Source organism: Cupriavidus neocaledonicus (assembly GCF_000372525.1).
GTDB lineage: Bacteria > Pseudomonadota > Gammaproteobacteria > Burkholderiales > Burkholderiaceae > Cupriavidus > Cupriavidus neocaledonicus.
The window spans coordinates 83,937-109,321 of sequence record NZ_AQUR01000098.1; the positions used below are offsets into that span (position 1 = coordinate 83,937).

A 25,385-nucleotide genomic window follows, 5' to 3' on the forward strand; every position below is an offset into this window, starting at 1 on the left:
TCTGTGCCGCGCGATTGGATCCGCCTACATACCGCGCAACTTCAGCCGCGCATCCAGGCGCGTGTAGACGCGACGTGCGTTGCCTTCATAGATCAGGTGCCGCTCCTGGGCCGACAACGCAGCCTCGTCGATATAGCGGCGGGTGTCGTCGTAGTAATGTCCGGTCTCGGGGTCGATGCCACGCACCGCGCCGATCATTTCCGAGGCAAACAGCACGTTTTCCACGGGAATCACGCGGGTCAGCAGGTCGATGCCGGGCTGGTGATAGACGCAGGTATCGAAGAACACGTTGTTCAGCAGATGCTCCTGCAACGGCGGCAGCTTCATTTCCTGCGCCAGGCCACGGAAGCGGCCCCAGTGGTAGGGCACGGCGCCGCCGCCATGGGGAATCACGAACTTCAGCGTGGGAAAGCGCCGGAACAGGTTACTGGTCAGCATCTGCATGAAAGCCGTGGTGTCGGCGTTCAGGTAGTGGGCACCGGTGGTGTGGAAGCAGGCGTTGCAACTGGTGCTGACGTGGATCATCGCCGGCACGTCGAGCTCCACCATCTTTTCGTAGATCGGGAACCAGTAGGGGTCGGACAGCGGCGGCGAAGTCCAGTGGCCGCCAGAGGGATCAGGATTCAGGTTCACACCGACAAAGCCGTACTCGAGCACGCAGCGTTCCAGCTCGGCCACGCAACTCCGCGTATCCACGCCCGGCGACTGGGGCAGCATGGCGGCACCCACGAAGTGATCGGGGAACAGTTCGCTGACACGATGGCAAAGCATGTTGCAAATCGCGGCCCACGTGGCGCTGGTCTCGAAGTTGCCGATGTGGTGCGCCATGAACGAGGCGCGCGGCGAGAAAATCGTCAGGTCGGCGCCGCGCTCGCGCATCAGGCGCAACTGGTTGCCTTCGATGGCTTCTCGCAGTTCGTCGTCGCTGATGTGCAGGTCGCTGACGGACGGCGCCTGCTCTGGTGCGGTGAGCCCGGCAATCTGGCGCTTGCGCCAAACTTCCAGTGCGTTCGGGGCGGTGGTGAAATGCCCGTGGCAATCAATGATCATAAACAGAGAGCTCAGAGTAGCCAGGCGCTGGCCGGGACCAGTACCTCGCCGCGCATGATGGGACGCGCCGTACGGATCAGCGCGCTGCGAAGTATCGTGCCGGGGTCGGCGGGATGGGTTTCAAGTTCCACTGCGAAGTCGCCGGTGGGATGTTCGACGTTGATGGCGTGGACCGGGCCTGCGCCGACTACGGCCACCCCTTCCGCGACCGTGCCGGGAAGCACGCACGCCGTGCCCACCGTAATGGCAGCCAGTACTCCAATGGCGTCATGACAGACGCGCGGGATGAAGCAACGCGTGGCAATGCTTCCGCCGGTGCGCGGCGCTGCGATCAGGCACATCTTGGGATAGCTTTTCTGCGCCACATTGCCCAGACCCATCATCTCGCCGGCAACTAGCCGCAAGGCTTCGATGCGCTGCTTGAGCGGGGTGTCGGAATTCAGATCGGCGACGGATTCTCTGGCCGTGCGATTTAGGTCTGCCGCGCGCATCAGCACCATGGGCATGCCGTTGTCGATCAGCGTGGCATGGATAGAGAGCGGCTTTCCGGCTACTGGGTCAGTGATCGTGAGCCGGTCCGTGGCATTGCCCGTCGGCAGCAGCGCGCTACACACAGAGCCGGCTGTGTCGAGAAAGGCGATCACGATGGGTGAGGCGGTACCCGGTACGCCATCAATGCGGGCATCGCCGCAGAAGCGCGGAACTCCTTGCGGAGTCTGCATCGTGACGTCGCACAGCATGCCCGTGTTGCGTGTCAGCACGCGCGCACGGGTGAAATCTCCTTGCGGTGCCACCAGCCCGCGCTCGATGGCGTACGGCAGTACCGCGGCGAGCATGTTGCCGCAGTTTGGCGTGGTGTCCACGGTGTCCGCGTTGGGCTGCAATTGCGCGAACGTAAAGTCGAGATCGGCCTGCCCCGGCTTGCCGGGCGCCACAATGCCGGCCTTGCTGGTTAGCGGGTGCGCGCCGCCGAGTCCATCGATCTGGCGCGGGTCGGGGCTCCCCATGGCCGCCAGCAGCACGCGGTCGCGTGCAGCGGTTTCCGCGGGAAGGTCGCTGGCCAGGAAGAACGGCCCACGCGACGTACCGCCCCGCATCAGGGTGCAAGGAATCGCGCGCAGATCGGAATTAAGGCATGGCGTCATGGCGGGCTCGGCATTGGTCGGGTGCCCGCAGTATCCGCGCCCGATACAAGTCCTTGGTTGCGATGTCGCACGGCAATTGTTCTAATCTGCTTATCGCCCGTAGGCGCCCCGCCACACCGATACGACAATAGCGATATGGAGACCGTCAGCCTGCATCACCTGCACGTATTTGCCGGCGTGGCCGCGGCCGGGGGCGTGCGCCGTTCGTCCGAAACGCTGCACCGTGCTTCGTCGGCCATTGCGCGGTCGGTTGGGGCGCTAGAACAGACGCTCGGTGTGGCGCTGTTCGAGCGCAAGGGTCGGGGCATGTTGCTGACCCGCGCCGGCGAGATCGTGCTGGAACGCGCGCGCCATATCGAAGCGGCGTTGCGTGAGGTGCGCGACGAAGCGGTGCGTCTGCGCACCCGGCCCGGCGTCACCGTAGCCAGTCTTGAAGCCCTGCACAACGAGCGCCGGCTGGAGGTGGCAGTGATGCTGGCCGAGGTACACCATATGCCTAGCGTGGCCGCGTCGGTGGGTGTTTCGCAATCGGCGGTGAGCCAAGCCATCGCTCGGCTGGAGGATGCGTTGGGCCAGCCCGTCTTCACGCGGACGGCGCGCGGCATGGTGCCCACCGATGCCGGCAGCCGATGGGTGGTGCGCTTCGAGCGCGCGCTGGCCGAACTGCGCCACATCCGGGCCGATATCGCCGCGCTGCAAGGAGTGCTGGAAGGTGCCGTGACCATCGGCGCGCTGCCGCTTGGCCGCACGCTTTTGCTGCCCATGGCCATCGCCGACGTCCATCACCGGCACCCGCGACTGCGTTTCCGCTCGCTGGAAAGCCCTTACGAGGAACTCACCGGGGGCCTGCTGAGCGGGCGCATCGATTTCATCCTGGGCGCACTTCGGCCGCATCCGTCGCAGGGGCTAGCCACCGAAATTCTGTTCGACGACCGCATCGCACTTATTGTCCGGGCTTCGCACCCGCTGGCCCGCCGCAAACAGGTGACGCTGGCCGACCTTGAGCCCTATCCCTGGGTGCTGTCGCGCGCCGCATCGCCGTCGCGGCAGGCGCTGGATGGCGTATTCCGATCGCGTGGGCTGGCGCTGCCGCAACCGCTGGTGGAAACGGGTGACCTGGCTCTGGTGCGCGGCTTGCTGCTGCAGGGCGATCTGGTCACCGCACTGTCGGCGCACCAGTTGCACCACGAAATCGAGGCCGGCTGGCTGGTCGAACTGGACCTGCCGCTGTCCGACACCGCGCGCAGTATCGGCATCACCACGCGCGCAGGGGCACGCCTGTCTCCGGGCGCCGATGCCCTGATCGCCGCGCTGCGGCAGGCCAGCCAATCTATGGAAACCCGGGTGCGATAAGTAAATGGCAACGCGGGCCGCCCCACAAAGCAATACTGCAGACCTAGCCCGGACGTAGACTGCCGTTGCCGTACACAGGGTGTGCGCGGCCATCCGCCCATGCGGCGATTAGCTTACCGATAACAAGATTCCGCCGCAGCATGCTCGGCGGGACTATGCCAGGAGACGGCACATGACCACCCAACGGCTCGATATCCGGGCCCAAATCAACGAACGAAAGATGACAGGCTACCAGTGGCTGCTGCTGGTACTGTGTTTCATGATCGTCGCCACCGATGGCATCGACGTGGCTATCATGGGCTTTCTGGCGCCGGGCATCACCAAGGAGTGGGGTATTTCCAAGGCCGCCTTCGGCGTGGTGATGAGCGCCGCCCCGATCGGGCTGGCCCTCGGGGCGCTGTTAGTAGGTCCGATGTCCGACCGTTTTGGCCGCAAGAAGCTGTTGCTCGGCTCGGTCTTCCTGTTCGGCGTGTTCAACCTGCTGTGCGCGTTCGCCGAAAACACCACCCAGTTGTCGCTGCTGCGCTTTCTGACCGGCCTGGGATTGGGTGCGGCAATGCCCAGCACCACCACGCTATTGTCGGAGTATGTACCCGAACGCTCGCGCAGTATGCTGCTGGCCACGATGTTCACGGGCTTCAACCTCGGCTCGGCGTTGGTCGGCTTCGGTGCCGCTGCCATCCTGCCGGAGCACGGATGGCGCGCCGTGCTGATCGTTGGCGGAGCGATCCCGCTGGTCTGCCTGCCGCTGTACATCTTGCTGATTCCGGAATCGGCACGCTTCCTGGTGGCTCGCAATGCTTCGCCCGACCGCATCGCCCGTACGCTGCGGCGCGTGGTGGGCAGCGAGATTGCAACAGGCACGACCTTTACGATCAGCGAGCCGGCCGTGCCGGGCAAGCAGCCAGTGCGCACGCTGCTGTCCACGGGCTATCGCGGCATGACGCTGGCGCTGTGGGCGACCTATTTCATGGGCTTGCTCGTGATCTACCTGCTCAGCGGCTGGCTGCCCACGCTGATTAAGGACGCCGGCCTGCCTATCGAACGCGCGGCCAACCTGACTGCACTGTTCCAGCTCGGCGGCACCGTTGGCGCGCTGGTGGTGGGATACTGCATGGATCGCTTTGCGCCGCATCGCGTCATCGGTGTGGCGTATGTGACGGGCGCGGTATTTATCGTGCTGCTGGCTTCAGGCAGCGTGATGTCGTCGATGTTCGCAGCCTATGTGCTGTTGGCGGGCTTCTGCATGAGCGGTGCGCAGACCGGCCTGAACGCGTTCGCACCGCAGTGCTACCCGACGCTGGTGCGAGCCACCGGCGTGAGCTGGATGCTCGGCATCGGCCGATTCGGCAGCATCACGGGCTCGATGGCCGGTGGCCTGCTGCTTTCGATTGGCTGGAGCTTCAGCGCGGTGATCGCCATCCTTGCCATCCCCGCGACCGTGGCAGCGATCTCCATTGTTTCGACAAAGCGTGCGCAGCTTCGCGCAGTCACAGCCTGACGTACTGACTTATGGCCACCATCATCGGCGCAATCGCCTCCTCCCATACGCCCACCATCGGCTTTGCACTGGACGCGGGCAAGCAGCAGGACCCCGCATGGGCCCCAATCTTCGCGGCCTACGCCCCGGTGAGCGAGTGGCTGCAGCAAAAGAAACCCGACGTGCTGCTGGTGATCTACAACGATCACGTCACGTCGTTCTTTTTCGATCACTACTCGGCCTTCGCACTTGGCATCGGTGAGAAATACGTGGCCGCCGACGAGGGGGGCGGCCCGCGCAACCTGCCGCCGGCATACGGGCACGTCGAACTCGCCCGGCACGTTGGCGCGTCTCTGGTGGCCGATGAGTTCGACATGTCATTCTTCCAGGACAAGCCGCTCGATCACGGCTGTTTTTCGCCGATGTCGGTGATGCTTCCGCACGACGGTGCATGGCCGGTGAAGATCCTGCCGCTGCAAGTGGGGGTGTTGCAGTTCCCGGCGCCGTCCGCGCGCCGCTGCTTCAAGCTTGGCCAAGCGATTCGCCGTGCCGTCGAAAGCTATCCCGAGGATCTGAAGGTAGCGATCGTTGCTACCGGGGGACTGTCGCACCAGGTGCATGGGGAGCGCGCGGGCTTTAACAACACGGCATGGGACCACGAATTCCTGGACCTGTTCGAGCGCGAGCCGCAAAAGTTGCTGGACATCACGCATGCCGAATTCGCAAAGCGTGGCGGCTTCGAGAGCGCCGAGGTAGTGATGTGGATGGTCATGCGAGGCGCAATGGGCGACGTGCGATGCCTGCATCGCGACTACTACTTGCCGTCGATGACCGGCATTGCCGTGGCGGTGTACGAGAACGCCGCCGCTGAGGACGCTGACGTGGTGGCCACGCGCGCGAGACAACATCGCGATCATATCGGCCATCAGCTAAAGGGCATCGACGAACTCGAAGGAACGTACCCGTTCACGCTCGAACGGAGCGTGCGCGCGTATCGCATCAACAGGTATCTGCACCAGCTCATCCACCCGGATTTCCGCAAACGTTTCCGGAGCGATCCGGTGGCTACCTTTGATGCGGCCGGCCTGACCGACGAAGAGCGCGACCTCATCACGCGGCGCGACTGGCGCGGCATGATTCACTACGGTGTGATCTTCTTCCTGCTTGAAAAGCTCGGTGCGGTCAGTGGGGTGTCGAACTTGCACCTCTACGCGGCCATGCGCGGACAGTCGCTGGAAGAATTTCAAAAGACGCGCAATGCGCCGGGCGCTCTTTATTCCGTGGCTGGCGGAACAGGCAGCAGCACGCAGTGGACGAGCCGCAAGTCGTAGCAGTCTTGGCGTGATCGAGTCATCTTCAAGGTTCTTGCGGGCTGTTCAATCCGAACAGTGGCATTACTGGCGCTAGAGGTGTGGCGGACCACCCTTAGAAATACCCCACGAACCGCTTCATGATGGGCGACAACGCTTCGGCGCGATGCGCCATCAGGATGCGGCTGGCGGCGTCTGGGCCGGCGATCGGCAGGTAGGCCACTCCCGGAATGCCCGTCCGCGCATAGATTTGCGGCAATACCGAAATTCCAGCTCCGCTGGCCACCAGGCCGATGATCGTGGTGGCCTCGCGCGCCTCCTGTGCGACGTTGGGCGCGAACCCCGCGCGGTTGCACAGCGTGGTGGCGTGATCGAACAGGCCGCAGCCCAGGCCGCGCGGGAACAGCAGGAAGCGTTCACCGGACAGCGCGTTAATGTCGATGTCGTGCTGGCTCGCCGCCAACGGATGGGCCACCGGCAACACCGCCACTAGCCGATCGGCCAGGACCTCGCGCACGGCTATGCTGGCCGGCGGCCGGAATTGCGGCGATGGCCGCAGGAACGCGATGTCGATCTCGCCGTGCTCCAATTGCTGCAGTTGCTGCCCCGTGGACATGTGGACGAGTTCCAGCTTCGCGTTGCGGTGCGCCTCGCGGAACGCATGCACGGCACGCGGAAAGATGTCCTGCATCGGCACCGACGCGGTGAAACCGACCCGAATCTCTCCGGCCTCGCCAGAAGCCACCTGCCTTACCACCTCGCGGGCTTGATCCAGGTTGGCCAGCGCCGCGCGAGCCTTGTCCAGGAACAGTTCGCCGGCAGGGGTCAAGGCCACGTGATGGCGCGAGCGCTCCAACAGCGCACTGCCCAGTTCCTCTTCTAGCGCCTTGATCTGCACGCTGAGGGGCGGCTGGCTCACATGCAGGCGCCGTGCTGCTTCACTGAAGCTCAGCGCCTCGGCCACGGCCACGAAATAGCGAAGTTGACGGAAGTCCATTGATAGTGTTTCGGAATAACAAGCCATCTGAAAACGTATTGGACAGTATCACGGGGGACACCCAGAATGCGAGCACATCCTTACAACATATGGAGACTTGCATGCTGCGCGGGCTCGTTCGTATTCGTAATCTGCAGGGCGGGAGCCGCCCGGTTCTGGCAACGCGGCTGGCGGCGCTGGTGGCTGCCCTGGCGCTGGGCACCACGGCGGCGCGGGCCGACAGTTATCCGGACAAGCCGATCCGCCTGGTGGTGCCGTACGCGGCTGGCGGCGCTGTCGACATCGTGGCCCGCTCGGTAGGCCAGCGCATGAGCCAACTGCTCAAGCAGCCGATCATCGTCGACAACCGGCCCGGCGCAAGCACCAATATCGGCATGGATTACGTCGCCAAGGCTCCGGCCGATGGCTACACGATCATGATGGCGTCGAACAGCCTGGCCACCAATGCAGCGCTGTTCAACAAGCTCAGCTTCAACCCGACCACCGATTTCGCGCCCGTGGCGCGCATTGGCGAGGCTTCGCTGGTGGTGGTGGTGCCGGCCAAGTCGCCGTTCAAGTCTTTGAAGGACCTCGTGGCACAGGCCAAGGCGCAGCCGGGCAAGCTCAACTACGCATCGGCCGGCAATGGCAGCTCGGGCCACCTGGCCGGCGAGATGCTCAAGGACACGGCCGGCATCGACGTGCTCCACGTGCCCTACAAAGGCGGCGCGCCCGCGATTACCGACCTGATCGGCGAGCGCATCACGTTCATGCCGATCAATCCGCTTGAAGTGGTTTCGCATATCAAGGCCGGCACGCTGCGTCCGCTGGCGGTGGCCAGCGCCCAGCATTCGGCGCAACTGCCGAACGTGCCGACGGCCAAGGAAGAGGGTCTACCGAACTTCACCGCGTCGGTGTGGTGGGGTCTCGTGGCCCCGGCCAAGACGCCGGCGCACGTCATCAGGCAACTGAATGCGGCCGCCAACACCGCGCTGGCTGACCCCGAAGTGAAAAAGCAACTGGGCCAGCTTGGCGTGACGATCGTGTCGGGCACGCCGGAACAGTTCGGCCAGTTCGTAAAGACCGAGACCACGACATGGAACAACGTGATCCGCAAGGCCGGCATCACCGCCGACTGAGGTCCCTGCAGCTAGAGATTTAAGGAAGTTACGATGTCACAACCTAAAGCAACCCAGCCTTCGATCCTGGTGGTCAGCGCGCATGCGGCCGACTTTGTCTGGCGTGCGGGCGGCGCGATCGCGCTATACGCCGAGCGCGGCTACCACGTGCGCATCGTGTGTCTGTCGTTTGGCGAGCGTGGCGAATCGGCCAAGATGTGGCGCCATCCGGGCATGACCATTGAGCTGGTCAAGGCCGCCCGCCTCGAAGAGGCGCAGCGTGCTGCCGATATCCTCGGCGGCACGCTGGAGTGCTTCGATCTGGGCGACTATCCGCTGCGCGTGCCAGACCAGGCGCTACTGCGGCTGGCCGACATCTACCGCGAGATCCGCCCGGAGCTGGTGCTCAGCCACTCGCGCGAGGACATCTACAACTTCGACCATCCACTGGCCACGCACGTGGCGCAGGAAGCGCGCATCATCGCCCAGGCGCACGGCTACAAGCCCGAAGTGTCTGTCATTGGCGCGCCACCGGTGTTCCTATTCGAGCCGCACCAGCCCGAGCAGTGCAACTGGAAGCCGGACGTGCTGCTGGACATCTCCCCCGTCTGGGAAAAAAAACAGCGCGCGTTCACCACGATGGCCGCGCAGGAGCACCTGTGGGAGTACTACACCCGCGTGGCGCTGCAGCGCGGCGCACAGGCCACGCGCAATTCGGACAGCAAGATTCAATACGGCGAGGGCTATGCCCGCGTGTTTCCGCAAGTATCGGAGTTTTTGGCATGAGAAACGTTGCCTACCGCAACATCCTGCGCGCCGAGGCGCGCGACATCGATTCGCTGGGCAAGTCCGGCGTGGCGACAGTGCACGAGGCCCAGCGCCGCACTGGCCTGATGAAGCCGTACCTGCGCCCGATCCAGTCGGGTACGACCATCGCCGGCAGCGCCGTCACGGCCCTGATGCATCCGGGCGACAACTGGATGATCCACGTGGCCGTGGAGATGACCCAGCCGGGCGACGTCCTGGTGGTGGCGCTGACCAGCGACTGCACCGACGGCGTGTTCGGCGACCTGCTGGCCACGTCGCTGAAGGCACGCGGCGCTCGGGGCCTGATCCTCGACGCGGGCTGCCGTGACGTATCGACGCTCAATGCGATGGGCTTCCCGGTGTGGTCCCGCGCGGTGTCGGCACAGGGCGCGGTCAAAGAAACCTTGGGCGCTGTCAATGTGCCGGTGGTCTGCGCCGGTGCGCAGGTGCGCCCGGGCGACGTGATCGTGGCGGACGACGACGGCGTGGTCGTGGTGGCCCGCCCGCACGCCGCCGACATCGCCCGCAAGGCGGCCGAGCGCGAAGCCTTGGAGGCGGCCTTGCGGGACAAGCTGGCATCGGGCGTGCTGGGGGTGGACATGTACAACATGCGCCCCGGCCTGGCCAACAAGGGCCTGGTCTATTTGGACCAGACCGTCGACTGGTACAGCGGCGCCGACGAGGCGTGACGCACTGACGCACTGACACGCCGGCCTAGCCGGGACGCCGGCTTGTCAGCCAACCGGGCACACGGACCGCGATGCCGGCGTATCTGATACAAGGCGCTCTACAGCATCGAAGCAAGTCTGTCTGCAGTGGCGCACTAGATCCAGACGGCTGGAAGATTTTTGGCATAGCCGAGTTCGGATGACCTAGAACGCCCCTCTGCACTCTTGCGGCCCGTCAGTATCGAGGGTCCACCCAGCTTGCCTTTCGATTTCTAGCTCCATATGTAGCTCCATAGTAGCCGTGCGCTCTTCGCTTTTCGTACGAACGAGAGCGGCAGCCTTGCCACGGCCCTTCCTTCTAGCCCGCCACGAAACGGGAATTGGCGCTTCTGGTTGCGCGCTTCTGGTTGCGTCCTGATAGCCGACCGAAGCTGTTCTAATGTCCGACCTCGCGAGATACGGTCCGCCGTGGACCGTAGCATGGCAACTTCCGCGCCTGTCGGGAGATCATTGAACACTTCTTTGCAAAATTGCCTGGGCGCCGGTGGGAGACGACATGGCTCATGAAGTCGCCCCGCACACGCCAGAGCCCTAGTCAGCGACGTTCACGCAGACGCCACTGCCCAATAGGTACGTGCATTGGTGAACTCGCGGATGCCCGCGGCGGCAAGCTCGCGGCCGTAGCCTGACTTCTTTGTGCCGCCAAACGGCACGCGCGCGTCGGAAGCGGTGATCGCGTTGATGAACGCGGCGCCGCTGGTGATGCCCTTCGCCACCGCCAGCGCCCGCTGGCTCGATCCGGCCCAAACGCTCACCGACAGGCCAAACGGCGTGGCATTGGCCAGGCGTACGGCGTCAGCGTCGTCCTTGGCCGCCGCGATGGCGGCCAGCGGACCAAACGTCTCTTCGTCGAAGGCAGCCATGCCGGGCTGCATATTGCCGAGCACGGTAGGCGCATAGAAATTGCCAGGGCCCTCGATGGCCTTGCCGCCCGCGAGCAGCACTGCGCCGGCTTCCAGCGACCGGCGCACCTGCTGGTCCAGCGCGTCGCGCAGGTCGGGGCGGGCCAGCGGCCCCATCTGTGTGGCGGACTTGGTCGGATTTCCAACGACAAGTGCCCGCGTGGCCTGTACAAACCGTTCGGTGAATACCCTGACAATGCCTTCCGAGACGATAAAGCGCTTGGCGCAGACACAGCTTTGTCCCGCGTTATGGAAGCGCGCCTTGACCGCCGCCGCCACGGCCTTTTCGACGTCTGCATCATCAAGCACGATGAACGCATCGGAGCCGCCAAGCTCCAGCACCGACTTCTTCGATGCCCGACCCGCCGCCGCGCCAACGGCGGCACCAGCGCGGTTGGACCCCGTCAGCGTCACGGCCGCAATACGGTCGTCCTGGATCAGGCCATCGATGACTTGTGGCACTTCCGGTTCGGCGACGACCAGCGTAGTGACCAGATGCTTCGGCACGCCGGCATCGAGGAACAGCTTCTCCAGCGCCAGCGCACAACCCGTGACATTGGGCGAATGCTTCAGCAGTACACCGTTGCCGGCCGTAATCGCCGGAATCGCGAAACGCATTACCTGCCACACCGGGAAATTCCACGGCATCACGGCCAGCACCAGCCCGATCGGTTCGTAGCTGACCCACGCATCAACCCCCTCAATCTCGACCTTTTCATCGGCGAGAATGCGCACGGCGTTGTCAGCATAGTAAAGCGCGGTTACCGCGGACTTCTCCATTTCGCCAGCGGCCTCGGGTATCACCTTGCCCATCTCTGCAGCGATCAGCTCCGCAAATGGCGTAGCCTGGCGACGCAGTTCCTCAGCCAGGCGGCGCACCGCCGCAACGCGGTTCCCCAGTGGTTGCCGGCCCCAGGCTGTCGCGGCGGCATGGCCGGCGCTGACCGCCGCTTCAATCTGTTCCGCGGTCCAGCCTTCATAGGTCTTCAGCACGGCGCCCGTACTGGGGTCGTAAGTCGTAATGGTTTGGGTCATGGCAATCCTTCGGGAAGACCGGTGTTTCGAATAAAAGACTGCCCCTGGCGCACCGGGCCCATCGCTCCGGTGCGGCAGAGGGTTGATGGACGGCCTAGTCGGCTGCCACGTTTGCCGTCTTCACGACGGCCGACCATCTGGCCGATTCGGCGCGCATGAAGCGGGCGAGATCCTCGGGCGATCCGCCTGCGGGCTCCGCGCCGAGTTGCGCAAGCCGCTGCCTCGTCGCAGGCTCCTTGAGGATTTCATTGACCTGTGTATTGAGGAACTGGATGGCCTGCTTCGGCGTGCCGGCCGGTGCCAGCAGCCCGTACCATGCCGGCGCGTCGAAACCGTTCAGGCCTGCCTCGGCAAAGGTCGGCACATCAGGCAGTTCCGGCAAGCGATGCGTGCCCGTGACGGCGATGGCGCGCAGCTTGCCGCCCTTGAGCTGGGGCAACGCGGATGCCGCGGTATCGAACATCATCTGCACCTGTCCGCCGATCAGGTCGGTCACGGCCGGGCCGCTGCCTTTGTACGGCACGTGGATCATCTCGGCGTGGGTCATGCTGCGGAACAGCTCACCGGCCAGATGCACCGAAGTGCCCTTGCCACCCGATGCAAAGTTCACCTTGCCGGGATTGGCCTTGATGTACCGGATCACGCCTTTGAGGTCCTTTTCCGGAAAATCCCTGGTCACGACCAGCACCGTCGGAGACGTTGCGATCTGCACCACGGGCACGAAGTCCTTCTCCGTGTCGTAGCGCAGCTTCTTGTAGACGAACGGATTGATCGACAACGCCACCTGGCCGAACAGCAACGTCTGGCCGTCTGGCGCCGCGCGCGCTGCCGCCTCATTGCCGATATTGGTGCCGGCACCGGGGCGGTTGTCGATCAGGAACTGCGCCTTCGTCTTTTCCGACAAGCGCGTGGCGATATATCTCGACACGTTGTCGCTGCCGCCGCCCGGTGCGAACGGCACGATGATGCTGACGGGTTTCGTCGGGTAGTTGCTGTTGGCGCTGGCGCTGCCGATGAACGCCACACTGGCGAGCGTCATCGCCAGCAATGACTTAAATGCGTGCATGCTGTCTCCGGATGTTCTCTTCGGTGGATGGGGCGCGGTGGCAGCCTTGGAGGCACCGCGCCGCTCACAAGGCGGGATTCAGCCCGCGATGATGCTTGCGGCAACGGCCTTGCCGAACGCCGCACAGCCCATGGCGCCGCCAAGGTCCGCCGTGCGCGTAGCAGGATTTGCCAGCACCCGGTCCACGGCGGCGTCGATGGCCCTGGCTGCCGCAACGAAGTTCGGCTTGCCACGGTGCTCACCGAGCCACTGCACGAGCATGGCGACGGACAGGATCATCGACGTCGGATTGGCCTTGTCCTGGCCCTGGATATCTGGGGCCGAACCATGCTGGGCCTGCGCACAGCACAGCGAATCGCCTGCCATGACAGAGCCACCGAGACCCAGGCTGCCCGATAATTCGCTGGCCAGGTCCGACAGGATGTCGCCATAGAAATTGGTCGCCACGATCACGTCGAAGCGCGACGGGTCCCGCACCAGGTATGCCGTCGATGCATCCACCAGCAGGTCGTCGAGCTTCACTTCGGGGAATTCCGCCGCCACCTTGCGCACTTCGCGCAGGAACAGGCCGTCGGTCATATGGAAGCTGTTGGCCTTGTGGATCGCCGTCACGTGTTTCTTGCGCTTCATCGCCAGTTCGAACGAGCGACGGGCGATGCGCTCCGAGCAATGCGCAGTGATCTTGCGCACCGAGATCGCCATGTCCTTCGACGGCATCATCTCGCCCCAGCCTTCGTACATGTTGCGGTCGGGATAGAAGCCTTCAGTGGCCTCGCGCATGATGACGAGGTCCATGTTCTTCGCGCCCTTTCCCAGGAATTCCCGCGAACGCGACGGCCGCACGTTGGCGTACAGGTCCAGGTCGCAACGGAACGCTGCGGAGATATTGCGGCCGCCCTTGTCCGGCGCCGGATAGTCCGCGTGGGACTGGGTGCCCAGGATCAGGCCGTCGTATGAGGCGGCCTTGTCCAGCACCTGCTGGCGCAGTGTCGTGCCGTGCTTTTCAAGGCTGGCGAAGCCGACATCCTCATAGTCGAACTGCAGGTCCAGATCAAAGACCTGGTCGGCCTGCTTCAGGACATCGATGGAGGCAGCAACGATTTCGGGGCCGATGCCGTCGCCCGGGAGAACAAGAATGCGCATGGTGGAAATCTCTGTTAGGCCTTGGGGGTCTGGTGCTCGGCCGATACGGTCCGGGTTTCGCCGCTATCGACGAGGGTACGGGTGGCGTCGATGGTCGCGTAGATCCACAGGATCTTCATCGGCGCGGTCTTCGACAGGTTGCGGAAGCGGTGCGGCACGTTGGGTGGGATGAATGTGGCATCCAGCGGCTTCAAGCGGTACTCGATCCCGTCGATATCGAGCATGGCCTCACCTTCCACAAGCACAACGCTTTCCTGGCAGTTATGGCTGTGGAACGGAATTTCGACGCCGCCGGCAAACGACGTGTAGCCGGTAATAAAGCTGTCCGAACCGATGGACTTGCCTACCAGCGGAGTCGTGCTGGCGCCGCCGCCACGGTCATAGGCAGGCAATTGGTCGGGCTTGAGCAGCACCGCACCTGAAGGGCTCTTGATCGTCATGGGTAGTTCCTGCTGATTCACTGGTGTGTGGTCAGGCCGCGGCACGGTCAAAGCCGTAGAGCCGGGCCGGGTTGTCAACGAGAATGCCTTGCAGCAACGCGGGGGCGGTCGTCCAGCTCGCCAATTGGTTCAGCGCGCGCCCTGCATCCGTCTTGCGGAAGGGCTCGACCTGATCGAGGTTGCCCGTGCGGCTCGCGGAGCTGCCGGTGTGCGGCCAGTCGGACGCCCACACCAGGCGGTCTGAACGCGCCTGGATCAGCGCCATCGCAAATTCCGCCACGTCGTCGAAGTCGGGCGCGTTACGCGACGCGCGATACGGCGCCGACAGCTTTACGTACGCGTTGCCGCGCCTCACCAACTCAACCACGCTGGCGAACGCCGCCTTCTGCTCTTCCTTCTTGTAAGCCTTGATGCCGGCGAAGTGGTCGAGCACCACGGGCACTTCTAGCGCCGCGATATCGACGGACAGTTCGGCGATTACATCGACATCCGCATAGACCTGTACCGCCCAGCCGAGAGGCCCGACCAATCCCTCCGCGCGCTTCAGCTGCTTCAGCGCGAAGCCATGGTCGCGTTGGCCGCTCACCTCTAGGTTGAGGCGGATGCCTCGGACGCCCCGGGCATGCATTGCCTGCAGCGCCGCCGGCGTGCTGGTCTCCAGGTCGATCACTGCCACACCGCGGGCCCGCTCGCCAAGCCGGCCCAACGCGTCGAGCAAGGCCGCGTTGTCGGAACCATAGACGCTGGGCTGTACCAGTACGACGCGATCGATACCGAGGCGCTGCTCAAACGCAACCAGGTCTTCGACGCGGGCCGCAGCCGGTGTGTACGAGCGCCTGGCCGCGAATGGGAAACGCGCGCCGTCGAAGATGTGGACGTGACAATCACAACTGCCGGGCGGCGGCCGAAAAGATGGCGCGCTGACATGGGAGACGAGATCCGGGTTCACTGAAGATCCTTGTGTGGACACACCAGGTGCGTTAGCCGCCATGGCTTCAAAGAGGGAAAGTCCGCCGATGGCCGCCAGGCCTGCCTGAAGCACTTGTCTGCGATGCACTACTGTCTCCTGTTGTTGTCGGTGCGCCGCCAAGGGGACGCGATGAATGGCATTTTATAGGCCCAAAGAACCATGTAAAGGGTTTTTTGGATTTACAAAGAACCACCGTCGACCGACAGCGATCGCCAGCCCTTGCAGCACAAGGCACAGCAGGGAATTTTCATGGTATACCCGATGCCAGCTTGCCTTCCTGCGGAATTTGACGCCGCCCGCCGTCAATGTGCATGGCGTCATCGTTGGCCTTTTGATCTTCCAAAAGTCCAACATAGATGTGATAGCATCCGACAACCGGTTTGAACGCTTCCTCTCATGGCCCGCCAGCTCGCCGACGTCCTCGCGGCAAACATTCATCAGTACATCTCTGCTGCCGGGATGGCGCCGGGTACACGTCTGCCCGAGCGGGCGCTGGCCGAGCAGTTCCGCGTGTCGCGTTCGCCCGTGCGAGAGGCCTTGAGGCGCCTGGCGTCACAGTCAGTGGTTGCGGCGCATCCGGAAGGCGGTTATGCGGTGGCCGAAGGCAGCCTCGTGGTACCGGTGGATGGCCGGGAAGTGGATGGCAGCGAAGGCGACGGCGCAGAGGCCGTCTACTTCAGGATTGCGGAGGAGCGGCTCAATGGAGTATTGCCCGATCGCTTCACCGAAAACGAAATGATGCGCAGGTATGGCATCACGCGTGCGCAACTTGGCGCGATCCTGCGCCGAATGGCGCAGGAGGGATGGGTGGAACGACTGCCCGGCCACGGTTGGATGTTCCTGCCCGTGCTCACGTCCGCCGAGACCTACAAACAGGGCTATCGCTATCGCTTGCTGATTGAAGCCGCCGGCATCCTGGAACCGACCTTCGAGCTCGACCGGGAAGCGCTGTTGCGCTGCCGCGCCGAGCAAGAAGCGCTGGCAAACGGCGGTGTCTACTCCGCCTCCGCAGCCGCGCTGTTCGACGCAAACAGCCGCCTGCATGAAACCATTGCCGCTTGCTCAGGCAACGCGTTTATCCTCGAAGGCCTGCGGCGTCTTGACCGCTTGCGCCGACTCATGGAATACCGCAAGGCAGTAGACCGCGACCAGGCCGAACGGCGCTGCCGCGAACACCTAACGCTGATCGACATGCTGCTGAATGGCCAGCAAGAAGCGGCGGCGGATTTCATGCGCCTGCACCTGCGCAATGCTGTGCGCGAAAAGTCGGATAGCTAGTAGCATCGGTCATTCGGCGGATTCCGGGTCACCCGTGACCTCAATCGCATCATTCGGGGCTTTGCAGCTCGAGCTTTTTGCATCTACTGCACGTCACAGCAGGGGTTCTGGTGTTGCGGTCCCTTCCAGGCCAGCCGGCCTTCGGCGGCAAGCTTTCGAAAGGCAAGGAGCGTGCGCATAGGGCGTTGCCTTCGAGCGTGAGGCCCAGTCGATCCCCATACTGAGCGTACCAGCGGAAGCCAGCGGTTACCTGGCCCGGCGCGATGCCGGCGTCATAGACTTCCAGCGGATCAAACTCGATCGGGGCAATCAGCAACGCCGCCTCTGCATCGACGAAGAACTGTTGAGCGGCAGGCAACGCCCAGACCACCCGCCCCTTGGCCTTCGCCTGCATGGCAGGATCGCAGGCGGTCAGCCGTGAAACTCTCCACGTAAGGATTTCGCAGGCCCGACCATTCCGCCAGCGCTGCGATATCGTCCCATTCCTTGCCAACGTGCAGGCAGCGCGCCGCGGGCCCGACGGTCTGCGGCACCTCAGGGAGGTCGTAGCGGATGCCTCGCAGCCGAATGTCGCGCCAGGCCCAGACAGCGAAGGATCTGGCGAGCCCCTTGAGCGTCTGCAGCGCGTCGACCGCAAGCCGCAGGTCCAGAGGTCGCAGTTCGACCTTCGGGCGTTTCACGAACCTAGCCGTTCAATATGTGGACGTCCACACCGCCACCCCGCCGTTACCCGCCACGGTGTTCCCAACACGTCCCATGCAGCTTGCAGGCACGAGGCACCGCTCCGCCGCACCTATCGCGCCCGGCACTTCCCCACTACCAATTCGCATCATTGTTTCCTTTTGACGGGGGAGAACGCGCCGCTTTTGCGACGGGCAAAACCTACCATGGATCGGACCCATAGTCATGGCAGCGCACCAGCCGCTTCGACCGGCGTATCCGTAGCGATCTGCCGAGCGGGTGCCACCGCAAGGCCACCGAGCGTTGCCTGAAACAATAAGAATTACCAGGCTTACCCACCCATGGAGGACGACAATCATGATCCGATCGATCACCCTAGCCACCTTGCTTTCGCTGTCTGCCGGCGTATCGCTCGCCCAGCAGAACTCAACGCCGGTGCGCCTTCTGGTCGGCTTCTCGGCAGGAGGCGCCATCGACTCCGTCGGCCGTGCGCTCGCCGAAAGTCTCCGCGTGACACTGAAGCAGCCGGTCATCGTAGAAAACAAGCCAGGCGCCAACCAGCGCCCGGCACTTGCCGAACTCAAGCGCTCGCCGCCCGATGGCCAGACCCTGGTGCTCGCAAACAGCGCACCGTTCACGATCTTTCCGCACGCCTTCAAGAAGCTCGAATTCGATGCGGTGAAGGACTTCACACCGGTTGGACGGGTGACGACGTACGAACTGTGCGTCGCGGCAGGACCGAAGGCGCCTCCCGGCGGGATCAAGGAAGTCCTGGTGTGGGCGAAAGCTCATCCATCCGAGGCTTCCTATGGCACGTCCGGGCCGGGCAACATCAGCCACTTCCTTGGCGGGATGATCGGCACCGCTAACGGGATGCAGCTTCAGCACGTGCCTTACAAAGGCGGCGCCCCCGCGCTTGTGGACCTGGCCGGGGGACAGATTCCCATGATCATCGATACGATCTATGAACCGATGGAAATGTCCAAGTCCGGCAAGGTACGGATCCTCGCCACCACCGGTGAGAGCCGCAGCCCTTTTCTTCCCAACGTCCCAACGCTACGTGAAGCGGGTATCAATGTCGCCGCTGATGCGTACGTGGCACTGTATGCGCCGGCTGGCCTGCCGGCCGACAAGGTAAAGCGTCTGAACAAGGCACTTGAGGAGGCGATGCGGTCGCATGAGTTGCAAGCGCGTATCAAGCAGTTCGCCATGTCGCCAGCGTTTTCCACGCCGTCGGAACTCGCCAGACTGCAGGCCACTACCGCGGCGAGCTGGGAAGGCCCGATCAAGGCCAGCGGGTTCTCGGCTGATTAGTTTCCGGACCCGTGGCCGTCCAGGAATGTCCGAATGCGGCAGGCATTCGCCAGCGCCTTCGCCCGAGCCCGCGCAGGCTCGGGCTTGTTGCGAACGGCTGTCCCGATTCGGGATGTCGTTGCATTTTCTACCGCCACTTCGCGGCACGTTTGCGCCCGGCGCCAGCTAGCATTCACTTGAGTGAGCCGACCGTGCTCGATCGCATCGGCAACGCGACTTGCGAACGGAAAACCGATGGCTTTTCCGCGCAACATTCATTAGCACATCCAATATAACGACACCGGAGACATGCCTCTTCCCGATCCCCCTCCCTACGCCAATTCAATGGCATTCCGGCAGACGCTGCCGGCGCATGAAGGGCCAGACGTGCCCTTTGCATCCTGAACTCTTCCGAAATCGATGTGATGGAATTCAGAACAACCACCGGCCAGCTCACCACTGGTCGCGGATGGACACGCCACGACACGCTGTGGGTGTTGGGCATCTACGGCAACGCGGTAGGAGGTGGCACGCTGTTCTGGCCCGTCAGCCTAGGGATGACAGGCTTTTGGCCCATGATCATTCTGTCGGTCCTGGCACTGCCGGTCACCTTCTTCCCCTACCTTGCCTTGGGACGCTTCGTGCTGTCCGGCACGACACGCGGCGGACGCGACGGCAACATCCTGGACGCCACGCAGGAACATCTTGGGGACGGTTGGAGCAAGGCACTGACGGCCTTGTATTTTTCGGCGGTCTTCCCGGGCATGACAATCTACACGATCACGCTCACCAATACGATTATTGATTTCGCTTGTACGCAACTGCACCTCGGCGGCATGTCGCGCTGGTATGTCGCGCCCATCAGTACCTTCGTGCTGATGATGATGGTGCGCTACGGCACGACTACCGTGGTGAGGATTATGGGCTATATCGTCCTGCCCTTCATTCTCTGCCTAATCCTGTTCGGCATCATGGCTGCACCACACTGGAACGCCTCGATGCTGGAGACAGCAACCCACTTCGGCGGCGTGTCCGGATTGGCCACGGAAACATGGAAGGGACTGCCGCTCGTGGTTTTTGCCTTCAGCTTTACTTCCATCGTGTCCAGCTTTGTGGTCGCCCAGCGACGCACCTATGGTGCCGAGGCGCCGCACAAGGTCAAGCAGGTCATGCTGGTGGCAGTCATGCTTGCGGTGTCGACCGTGCTGTTCTTCTCGTGGAGCACCATCTTCGCCCTTTCCCCGGCAGAACTGTCCGAGGCGAAGGCGAGCAACCTCACCATCCTGTCGTTCCTCTCACGCAAGTTCGACACTCCGGCGATGGCCATAGCCTCGCAAGCCATCGTGTTCGCCGCAGTGATCAAGTCCTTCCTGGCTCACTATCTTGCAACGGAAGAAAGCGCAAAGAGCTTCAGCCGAAGCCTCTTTGGCACGTCCGAAGCTACGCTGCGCAGTCCGGCATTCACGCGCCTGATAGCGCTGTTCGTTTATGCCGTGACCACGGCATGCGCTATCGCCAACCTGGATGTGCTCAACCTGATCAAGGTCGCCCTGGTTCCCGTCAGCGTCTTCGTGGTGTATTTCCTGCCGCTTTATGCATTCCGCAAGGTCCCTTCCTTGCACCGCTATCAGGGGCGCCCGATGAACCTGCTGATCGCTGCGGTCGGCATCGTATGCCTGGTCAGCGGTATTGGAACGATGATCGCGAAGTTCAGCCATTGAACGTCAAGTTGGTGCCCCCGCCGCTGGGCTAGCCGGCATGCGGCACTCCGTGCTTTTCCAAAGGAAATCAGAAATGCGTGAATTTGAAGTTCCGGGCCGCTCGGTGGCTCTTGGCTCCCAGGGCATGGTGGCCACCTCCAATCCACAGGCCGCGCTTGCCGGCCTGGACGTGCTGCGCTCGGGCGGCAATGCCATCGATGCGGCCATTGCCATCGCTGCCATGCTTGCGGTCGTCGAGCCGACGCAGACTGGTATCGGTGGGGATTGCTTCGTACTGCTGAAGAAGCCGGGGCAGCCGCCCGTCGCCCTGAACGGCGCGGGCTGGGCGCCCAAGGCAATACGCGTCGAAGCGCTGCGAGACGCCGGCATGAGCGCCATCCCCGCGGAGAGCGTGCATGCCGTCACCGTTCCCGGGTCGATCCGCGCGTGGGAGCGGTTGCTGGCCGACTACGGCACCCGCAGCTTCGCGTCGCTGCTGCTACCGGCCATTGCCGCGGCCGAGTCCGGTTACAACGTGACGGAGCGTCTCGCGCGCGACTGGGGGCGACAGACGGCAAAGATGTCGGCCACCCCGGAAGCCAAGGCAGTGTTCCTGGCAGACGGCAGTGCACCGCGGGTCGGGGACCGGCGGTCCAACCCCCGACTTGGCAAGGCCTTGCGAGCGATTGCCGCTGAGGGTGCCGATGCATTCTACGAAGGCTGGATCGCCGAAGACATCGTTGCCGCATTGAGGAGCCGGGGCAGTGCCATGTCGCTCGACGATTTTGCCGACTACCAACCGGAGTATGTGACGCCCATCTCGGCGGAATACCGCGGATACCAACTGTGGGAATGCCCGCCGAGCGGCCAAGGCATCGTCGCGCTGCAAATTGCATCGATGCTCAACCAGTTCCCACTGCACGAACTAGACCCGTTGAGCGCGGAGCGTTTTCACTTGCAGGCAGAGGTGTCCCGCGTGGCCTATGCCCAGCGCGATGCAATGCTGTGCGACCCCGCGTTCCACCCCGTCGATATCGACCGCCTGCTGTCCGCCCAGCATATTGCCGGACTGCTGGCGCAAATCAATCCTGACTGCCGGATCGGCGACCGCCTGCCCGCGGACATGCCGGAGCACAAGGACACGGTCTTCATCTCCGTTGCGGATGCCGACGGCACTTTGGTGGCATTCATCAACTCCCTGTTCGACGACTTCGGCAGCGGCCTGGTCGCCCCCGGGTCCGGTGTACTGCTGCACAACCGCGGATGCGGCTTCGTGCTCGAGCCAGGCCATCCCAACGTGATTGCCGGCCGCAAGCGTCCGATGCACACCATCATCCCGGCGTTGCTGACAAAGGACGATGAGGCGATCCTCTCGTTCGGCTGTACCGGGGGCCACTTCCAGCCTGCCGGCCAACTCCAGGTGCTGTCTAACATCCTGGACTATGGCATGTCAGTTCAGCAGGCGATCGAGCATCCCCGCATGTTCGCCAGGGGCGATAGCCTCGAACTGGAACAAACCGTGCCCCCGTCGGTGTGGGAAGGCCTACGTCGCCGCGGTCACCGTCCCACCCGAACGGAAAATCCCCTCGGCACCTGCCATGCGATCTGGACCGATCGCCAGCGCGGCGTGCTGATGGGCGGCTCTGACGGCCGGCGCGACGGACTCGCGATCGGCTATTGAAGCGCTGGCCATCCCGCTTGCATGCTTGTCATAGCGGCACGGATTCCGCGCCAGAGAGAGACACCGCGCACAAGACCGCCCGTCAAGCCCGACGACGCCGCGCTTTCGAACCTGGTTTGCGGCAGCGATCCGCCGTCCAGCAATGCATCGACTCCCCCCGACGACGACGGTCACGCCGCAGTCGTCGTCCATTTGGCGTCATTGTCGCCGTTGATCCGTATGTCCTTGCCGGGGAACTCATCCAGACCTGATTCACGCTTTTTTTGATGGGCTGGCGTATTGCTACGCGTCTCGCGTCCTATGTTTGCTGCGTGCGATCAGCTTACGCCGTCGGGGGACGACAAATCGCTATCGCAGCAATTCTGCCGGATGCTGTTCCCTATCGCGGTTGTCCACAGCGACTTCGACTATTTCACTAGGGCTGTCCGACGCAGACCTTATACAGCACGAAGAAGTCGCGAACTAGACTGCAGGCATGTAGCCGCAAAGGCGGCAATCCTGCCGAACATTCACGTGGTATCGAGCGGGAACAAAGGGAAAGTCGAAGTGAAGCGTGGTACACAAGCATGGCCGACTTACGACAGCCAGGATGCAGCAATTGTTGCCGGGACAGCTCTGGCAAAGAAGCTCCGGAGCGAGCTGATAGTGCAGGGCGCGGACGGAGCAATTCGTATGCGAAACTCCTACGGAAATGACCCGAGAGACGTCAAAGGGTAAAAGCAGGCCCAAGCTGAGTAAGAGGCCAGTTCTCAAACCCTACGCGCAAAAAAGGGATTTCAGCATCACTCCAGAGCCGTCGGGACAAACGAGGTATCGCAGAAGTCCGCAGTGCCTGCGCTTCGTCGTGCAGAAGCACTGGGCCAGGCGCCTGCACTATGACTTCCGGCTCGAGCTCGACGGCGTGCTGCTCAGCTGGGCCGTGCCCAAGGGACCGTGCTACGACCCGGCCGAGAAGCGCATCGCCGTCCATGTCGAAGACCACCCGCTCGACTATGCCGGCTTCGAAGGCGAGATCCCGCCAAACCAGTATGGCGCCGGGTCGGTGATCGTCTGGGACCGCGGCACCTGGACGCCAGTGGGCGACCCGCGTGACGGCATGGCCGCCGGCAAGCTGGTCTTTGACCTGCACGGCGAAAAGCTGACCGGACGCTGGGAACTGGTGCGCATCGCCAAACCCGGCGACAAGTCGGAGCAATGGATCCTCTTCAAGAAGCGTGATGCCTGGGCGCGGCCGCTGGCGGAGTTCGACGTGCTGGCCGCGCTGCCGGACAGCGTCATCGCCAGGCCGCTGGGCGCCTTGCGCGAGGCTCCCGGCGTCGCCGACGATGACGATCCGGCCCAGGCCATCCGGCACGCGCCGCGCGCGCCCTTGCCGGCGACGCTGCGGCCCCAGCTTGCCACGCTCTCGCCCACCCTGCCTTCCGGCACCGGCTGGATCATCGAAACCAAGTTCGACGGGTACCGGATCCTGGCCAGGATCGACGATGCCCGGGTGACGCTGTTCACGCGCAACGGGCATGACTGGACGCGCAGGCTGAGCTCGCTGGCGGCGGAAATCGAGAAACTCGATATCTCGCAGGGCTGGCTGGATGGCGAGATCGTGGTGCTGCGCGACGACATGCCGGATTTCAACGCCTTGCAGAACGCCATCGACGGGCATCGCCACGAGGCGATCGTGTATTTCGCCTTCGACCTGCCCTACTGGGAAGGGCGTGACCTGCGCGAGCTGCCGCTGGCGCAGCGCCGCGCGCAGCTGGCCGCGCTGGTTGCCGACCGCTCGGAGCGGGTGCGCTTCAGCGAAGCCTTCGACGCACCGCCGGCGCAGATGTTCCAGGCGGCATGCCGGCTCGGCCTGGAGGGGCTGATGTTCAAGCGCGCCGATGCCCCCTATGTTTCGGCACGGACGCAGAGCTGGCTGAAGGCCAAATGCAAGCTGCGCCAGGAATTCGTGATCGGCGGCTTCTCCGACCGCGAAGGCGCCGCTGCCGAGGTGGGCAGGCTGTATCTGGGCGTCTACGCGGACGGGGCCCTGGTTTATGCGGGGGGCGTCGGCACCGGTTGGGACAGCGCCACCGCCACGGACCTGCGCAAGCGCCTGGCGGCACTGGAAGTCAAGGACAGTCCGTTCTCGACCGAGGCCCGCGGCAGCGGACGCTGGGGCGGCCGACGGCCTGCCGTGGTGCGCTGGGTCAGGCCAAAGCTGGTCGCGGAGGTCGAGTTCACCGAGTGGACACCGGACGGACAGGTTCGCCACGCGTCATTCAAAGGGTTGCGCACGGACCATGCCGTCAAGTCGATCCGGCGCGAAGCCGTGCAGACCGCGGTCACGCCCCATGGCGTGGCCGCCATCAAGGTCACCAACCCGGAGCGGGTGATCGACCAGTCCAAAGGCATCACCAAGCTGGAACTGGTCCGGTACTACGAGAGTGTCGCCGCCGCGATGCTGCCGCACCTGGCGGATCGCCCGCTCTCGCTGGTGCGCGCGCCGGAAGGCATCGACGCGCCCACGTTCTTCCAGAAGCATGCCGAGACCGCGATGCCGGGCCTGACCGAGCAGCCGGTCTCGCTGTGGCCCGGCCACGCGGCATTGCTGACCGCCGACTCGCCCGAAGCCATTGTCGCGGCCGCCCAGATGAACGTGGTGGAGTTCCACACCTGGAATTCCACCGCGCGCGATATCGACCATCCGGACCGGGTCATCTTCGACCTGGACCCCGGCGAAGGCGTAGCGTGGGAGACCATGCAGGAAGCCGCCATGCTGGTGCGCACGCTGCTGGACGAGCTGGGCCTGCAATGCTGGCTGAAGACCAGCGGCGGCAAGGGCCTGCATGTGGTGGTGCCGCTGGCGCCGCGGCGCAACTACGATGAAGTGAAGGCCTTTTCACATGCGGCCGTCAGGCACCTGGCGGCCACGCTGCCGCAGCGCTTTACCGCCCGGTCTGGCGCCGCCAACCGCAAGGGCCGCATCTTCGTGGATTACCTGCGCAACGGCTTTTCGCAGACCACCGCCGCCGCGTTCTCGGCACGCGCGCGGCCTGGCCTGGGCGTGTCGATGCCGGTGTCGTGGGAGCAACTTTCCAGGCTGAAAAGCGGCGCGCAGTGGAGCATCCGCGATGCGCGCGAGTACCTGAGCTTCCAGCTGGCGGACCCCTGGCAGTCTTACTGGGAAACACGCCAGACTTTGACGGAGGCCATCGAACGCTTAAGCTGAATCCAGGCGCAACCCAAT

The 25,385-nt window shown here is 63.9% G+C and carries 21 protein-coding genes; 12 read left to right on the top strand and 9 right to left on the bottom strand.

What is annotated here, in order from left to right:
- Nucleotides 1-24: 24 nt before the first annotated feature.
- Nucleotides 25-1,050, bottom strand: coding sequence for an amidohydrolase family protein (locus tag A3AG_RS0116890; protein ID WP_018006564.1), 1,026 nt, complete (start codon nucleotides 1,048-1,050; stop codon nucleotides 25-27).
- 11 nt (nucleotides 1,051-1,061) lie between these two features.
- Nucleotides 1,062-2,195: a 4-oxalomesaconate tautomerase gene (locus tag A3AG_RS0116895; protein WP_026164248.1), complete on the bottom strand. Its 1,134-nt coding sequence runs from the start codon at nucleotides 2,193-2,195 to the stop codon at nucleotides 1,062-1,064.
- Between the two features lie 135 nt (nucleotides 2,196-2,330).
- Between A3AG_RS0116895 and A3AG_RS0116900 the strand changes: the two genes are divergently transcribed.
- The 3 genes from A3AG_RS0116900 to A3AG_RS0116910 all read left to right on the top strand — a co-directional run bounded on the left by A3AG_RS0116900 (nucleotide 2,331) and on the right by A3AG_RS0116910 (nucleotide 6,359).
- Nucleotides 2,331-3,548 (top strand): LysR family transcriptional regulator, encoded by a 1,218-nt coding sequence (locus A3AG_RS0116900; RefSeq protein WP_018006566.1) that lies wholly within the window; start codon nucleotides 2,331-2,333, stop codon nucleotides 3,546-3,548.
- Nucleotides 3,549-3,720: 172 nt separating this feature from the next.
- Complete coding sequence (locus A3AG_RS0116905) at nucleotides 3,721-5,049, top strand: MFS transporter (protein ID WP_018006567.1); 1,329 nt, start codon at nucleotides 3,721-3,723, stop codon at nucleotides 5,047-5,049.
- A gap of 11 nt (nucleotides 5,050-5,060) precedes the next feature.
- Complete coding sequence (locus A3AG_RS0116910; protein ID WP_018006568.1) at nucleotides 5,061-6,359, top strand: gallate dioxygenase; 1,299 nt, start codon at nucleotides 5,061-5,063, stop codon at nucleotides 6,357-6,359.
- A 94-nt stretch (nucleotides 6,360-6,453) separates the two neighbouring features.
- Here the strand turns inward: A3AG_RS0116910 and A3AG_RS0116915 are convergent, their stop codons facing one another.
- The gene (locus A3AG_RS0116915; RefSeq protein ID WP_018006569.1) at nucleotides 6,454-7,335 is read right to left on the bottom strand and encodes a LysR substrate-binding domain-containing protein; all 882 of its coding nucleotides are present in this window, start codon (nucleotides 7,333-7,335) and stop codon (nucleotides 6,454-6,456) included.
- Between the two features lie 101 nt (nucleotides 7,336-7,436).
- Between A3AG_RS0116915 and A3AG_RS0116920 the strand changes: the two genes are divergently transcribed.
- The 3 genes from A3AG_RS0116920 to A3AG_RS0116930 are packed head-to-tail and all read left to right on the top strand — an operon-like array spanning nucleotide 7,437 to nucleotide 9,928.
- Nucleotides 7,437-8,453 carry a tripartite tricarboxylate transporter substrate binding protein gene (locus A3AG_RS0116920; protein ID WP_018006570.1) on the top strand — a complete coding sequence of 339 codons (1,017 nt, stop codon included), beginning with the start codon at nucleotides 7,437-7,439 and terminating at the stop codon, nucleotides 8,451-8,453.
- Between the two features lie 33 nt (nucleotides 8,454-8,486).
- Nucleotides 8,487-9,218 carry a PIG-L deacetylase family protein gene (locus A3AG_RS0116925; RefSeq protein ID WP_026164249.1) on the top strand — a complete coding sequence of 244 codons (732 nt, stop codon included), beginning with the start codon at nucleotides 8,487-8,489 and terminating at the stop codon, nucleotides 9,216-9,218.
- Nucleotides 9,215-9,928, top strand: a complete 714-nt coding sequence (locus A3AG_RS0116930) for a 4-carboxy-4-hydroxy-2-oxoadipate aldolase/oxaloacetate decarboxylase (RefSeq protein WP_018006572.1) — start codon at nucleotides 9,215-9,217, stop codon at nucleotides 9,926-9,928. The genes A3AG_RS0116925 and A3AG_RS0116930 overlap by 4 nt, the downstream gene beginning before the upstream one ends.
- A gap of 584 nt (nucleotides 9,929-10,512) precedes the next feature.
- Here the strand turns inward: A3AG_RS0116930 and A3AG_RS0116935 are convergent.
- The 5 genes from A3AG_RS0116935 to A3AG_RS33450 all read right to left on the bottom strand — a co-directional run bounded on the left by A3AG_RS0116935 (nucleotide 10,513) and on the right by A3AG_RS33450 (nucleotide 15,502).
- Complete coding sequence (locus A3AG_RS0116935; protein WP_018006573.1) at nucleotides 10,513-11,904, bottom strand: aldehyde dehydrogenase family protein; 1,392 nt, start codon at nucleotides 11,902-11,904, stop codon at nucleotides 10,513-10,515.
- A 94-nt stretch (nucleotides 11,905-11,998) separates the two neighbouring features.
- Nucleotides 11,999-12,970: a Bug family tripartite tricarboxylate transporter substrate binding protein gene (locus A3AG_RS0116940; protein WP_026164250.1), complete on the bottom strand. Its 972-nt coding sequence runs from the start codon at nucleotides 12,968-12,970 to the stop codon at nucleotides 11,999-12,001.
- A 78-nt stretch (nucleotides 12,971-13,048) separates the two neighbouring features.
- Nucleotides 13,049-14,113 carry an isocitrate/isopropylmalate dehydrogenase family protein gene (locus tag A3AG_RS0116945; protein WP_018006575.1) on the bottom strand — a complete coding sequence of 355 codons (1,065 nt, stop codon included), beginning with the start codon at nucleotides 14,111-14,113 and terminating at the stop codon, nucleotides 13,049-13,051.
- A 14-nt stretch (nucleotides 14,114-14,127) separates the two neighbouring features.
- Complete coding sequence (locus tag A3AG_RS0116950) at nucleotides 14,128-14,553, bottom strand: cupin domain-containing protein (protein ID WP_018006576.1); 426 nt, start codon at nucleotides 14,551-14,553, stop codon at nucleotides 14,128-14,130.
- Between the two features lie 31 nt (nucleotides 14,554-14,584).
- Nucleotides 14,585-15,502 carry an amidohydrolase family protein gene (locus A3AG_RS33450; protein ID WP_051373357.1) on the bottom strand — a complete coding sequence of 306 codons (918 nt, stop codon included), beginning with the start codon at nucleotides 15,500-15,502 and terminating at the stop codon, nucleotides 14,585-14,587.
- Nucleotides 15,503-15,919: 417 nt separating this feature from the next.
- On the opposite strand from A3AG_RS33450, the gene A3AG_RS0116960 reads away from it, so the two are divergent.
- Nucleotides 15,920-16,801, top strand: a complete 882-nt coding sequence (locus A3AG_RS0116960) for a GntR family transcriptional regulator (RefSeq protein ID WP_025583043.1) — start codon at nucleotides 15,920-15,922, stop codon at nucleotides 16,799-16,801.
- A 49-nt stretch (nucleotides 16,802-16,850) separates the two neighbouring features.
- Here A3AG_RS0116960 and A3AG_RS0116965 read toward each other — a convergent pair whose 3' ends face one another.
- Entirely contained in the window at nucleotides 16,851-17,195 is a 345-nt protein-coding gene (locus A3AG_RS0116965) for a hypothetical protein (RefSeq protein WP_018006579.1), read from the bottom strand.
- Nucleotides 17,196-17,839: 644 nt separating this feature from the next.
- On the opposite strand from A3AG_RS0116965, the gene A3AG_RS0116970 reads away from it, so the two are divergent.
- The 5 genes from A3AG_RS0116970 (at nucleotide 17,840) to ligD (ending at nucleotide 25,367) form a co-directional block, all read left to right on the top strand.
- A complete protein-coding gene (locus tag A3AG_RS0116970) occupies nucleotides 17,840-18,796 on the top strand; it encodes a Bug family tripartite tricarboxylate transporter substrate binding protein (protein WP_018006580.1) in 957 nt (318 codons plus the stop codon).
- A gap of 404 nt (nucleotides 18,797-19,200) precedes the next feature.
- A complete protein-coding gene (locus A3AG_RS0116975) occupies nucleotides 19,201-20,496 on the top strand; it encodes an SLC5/6 family protein (protein WP_035849051.1) in 1,296 nt (431 codons plus the stop codon).
- 73 nt (nucleotides 20,497-20,569) lie between these two features.
- On the top strand, nucleotides 20,570-22,156 hold the full coding sequence (ggt, locus tag A3AG_RS0116980) for a gamma-glutamyltransferase (RefSeq protein WP_018006582.1): 1,587 nt from the start codon (nucleotides 20,570-20,572) through the stop codon (nucleotides 22,154-22,156).
- A gap of 369 nt (nucleotides 22,157-22,525) precedes the next feature.
- Nucleotides 22,526-22,873 (top strand): DUF2188 domain-containing protein, encoded by a 348-nt coding sequence (locus A3AG_RS33720; protein ID WP_085958676.1) that lies wholly within the window; start codon nucleotides 22,526-22,528, stop codon nucleotides 22,871-22,873.
- Nucleotides 22,848-25,367 carry a DNA ligase D gene (gene ligD / locus A3AG_RS0116985; protein WP_018006584.1) on the top strand — a complete coding sequence of 840 codons (2,520 nt, stop codon included), beginning with the start codon at nucleotides 22,848-22,850 and terminating at the stop codon, nucleotides 25,365-25,367. Before A3AG_RS33720 ends, ligD begins: the two co-directional genes overlap by 26 nt.
- The last annotated feature ends 18 nt before the right edge of the window (nucleotides 25,368-25,385 follow it).